This window comes from Paenibacillus sp. TAF43_2, from assembly GCF_052113545.1.
Taxonomy (GTDB): Bacteria; Bacillota; Bacilli; order Paenibacillales; family Paenibacillaceae; genus Pristimantibacillus.
Genome location: NZ_JBFRDK010000380.1, coordinates 1 through 2,199 on the forward strand (window position 1 = coordinate 1; position 2,199 = coordinate 2,199).

Sequence of the window (2,199 nt, forward strand, 5' to 3'; positions counted from 1 at the left end):
ATTCTAAAGTCCGTGACTTTCCGTGGGATTTGAATTTTTATACTTGTTCAATATTTCGATTAGATCGATTTCTCTTTATACCTTATCGATTTGAAGATCCTTTTACCATGTATCGTCATGTTCACACGCAGGAGGTTATTGCACTTCGACATGCGGGAGAAGAGTTTCGCAGCGATGGGCAAAGGAATGGAATCAATGGTGTATTTGATCCTGGGGGACATTTCACATCGAAATGGGAGGAAAATGCTGATCACATTATCGCTAATCGGATTAATCCAATGGGCTACGTTGAAAGAGAACCAACTTCGATAGCAAAGAAGGAATGGGAACCGGTTCTTCAGAGAGGAGATACCCTATTAGCCCTGCATATTCCATCTGGACCTGGCTATACACCCGAAAGGCTGAAACATTCGATGTCACTCGCAATTGAACTGTATGGTAACTATTTTCCGGAGTTAGCTATAAAAGGCTTCTGGAGCGCAAGCTGGCTTTATGATACGAGATTATCGCTCATATTGGACAATGAAAAAAGCAATATCGTATTGGTTCAAAGGCAGTTTTATAATTATCCCACATTTGAAGGGGACAGCATGCTGCGTTATGAAGCCTTTGGCGATCGGGAGGCAGATCCTGTCCAGAACGATGTGAAGTACAAAACCTCGTTGCAAAGAGCTGCTGCAGCTTATATGAAGACGGGAGCGCGATTTAACACATTAAGTATGATTGTTTTGAAGGAAGAAATCGAACAGATTGGAAATATGCCCTATATTTCTGATGCGGATATTGATCAATTCTTTAATACCGTTGACTGCCATTTACAGAGGAGGTAATGGGATGGGTAAATATTCGCTTGAAAACTACGAGAAGTATAAAACCGTAAAATTCCGGCCTTACCCATTACCGAGTAATGAAGCTCAATCAAGAAATGGTGTTTTTCAATATGTTTCTTATTCATGGAATGAAACCGGACTTACCTATATGGGTGAAAGGCCATGCTGATGAATGTTTTGCGGCTTTCATAAGAAAAGTTGGGAGTTATTTAGATTCAGATAGTCGACTTGCAGGAGTTGTAATATCGACTCTCGCTGACGGTAAGGAAGAATGGAATGCCTATACGGATTCATTTGAAGCCACGACGCTTCTTGCTGATCTGCACAATGCAAAACTGATTCAATACTTAAGGGAACATGGCCGCGGGTTTGGATTGATCGTAAATTGCAGTGAAGATAACTGGATAACATGCTGTGAAGCATTTGCCAAACAGAAGCTGCAGCAGGTATGGAAGAGTTATCMGGTTGTCCTTCAATTTACCGATAACGTATGCGGTCCAAATAGTAGGCGTGAGGCGTATCGCTGGCATGCAAGCCTTTCTAATCTGGAAATAGAGCTTGGATATGACCTTACTCTACGAAGATTGACATATCCAGAGAACGTTTCTAGCGGGGGCAGCTTGCCGCTTCGATTCTGGTTTGTTAACACAGGGACTTCAAAAATTTACCGTGAATTTCGTTTGTGGGTGAAATTAGTGCAAGGGGATGTATCGTATGAAATTCCCATCCATGCTGCAACGGAGTCATGGTTAACGGGGGATCTTGTCCATAACGAGATTATACAATTGCCGGATATGCCGCCGGGAAATTATACAATAAGCTTTGGCTTGTTTTTCGAAGACCGAACATTCATTAATCTGAATATACAAAGCAACGTGCAGGACGGTTATTACGAGGCAGGTACTGTGAACGTTGAAATCACAAGTGAAGATCCTCTTTTGAATATATGGGATACCTATTATCCCGAAGGATATTATCCATTGGAAGATCCTAAATTGCCGGAATAGTAATAGAGAGCATCTTGGATAAAAACTCATACGCTGGAGGTAGTTGATTTGAAACTTGCATTAATCGGAGCAGGGCAAAGAGGCATGATTTATTCAGAATACGCAAGCAAAACAGTAGAAATTGTTGCGGTAGTTGAACCAAATGACAATAGAAGAAAGGTAGCAGCCGATCAGTTCGGCATCCCGCTGGAGAATCAATTTCAATCTGTAGATGAATTTTATCGATTGGGAAAAATTTGCGACGCTCTTATTATTTCTTCGATGGACAGAGACCATTATACGCAAACGATGGAAGCGCTTGATCTTGGTTATGACATTCTGTTGGAAAAACCAATTTCGCCAAGTCCGGAGGAATGTTTAAG

2 protein-coding genes and 1 pseudogene are annotated in these 2,199 nt (G+C 41.5%); all 3 read left to right on the forward strand.

The genetic code is table 11. The annotated features are described in order from the left end of the window. Window positions 1-830, forward strand: a pseudogene (locus AB4Z17_RS33525) (acyltransferase domain-containing protein); the annotation flags it as partial. Window positions 831-958: 128 nt separating this feature from the next. Continuing rightward, on the forward strand, window positions 959-1,837 hold the full coding sequence (locus AB4Z17_RS33530; RefSeq protein ID WP_441964773.1) for a DUF4832 domain-containing protein: 879 nt from the start codon (window positions 959-961) through the stop codon (window positions 1,835-1,837). Between the two features lie 48 nt (window positions 1,838-1,885). Continuing rightward, a partial coding sequence (locus AB4Z17_RS33535; RefSeq protein ID WP_441964775.1) for a Gfo/Idh/MocA family protein occupies window positions 1,886-2,199 on the forward strand: 314 nt, incomplete at its 3' end.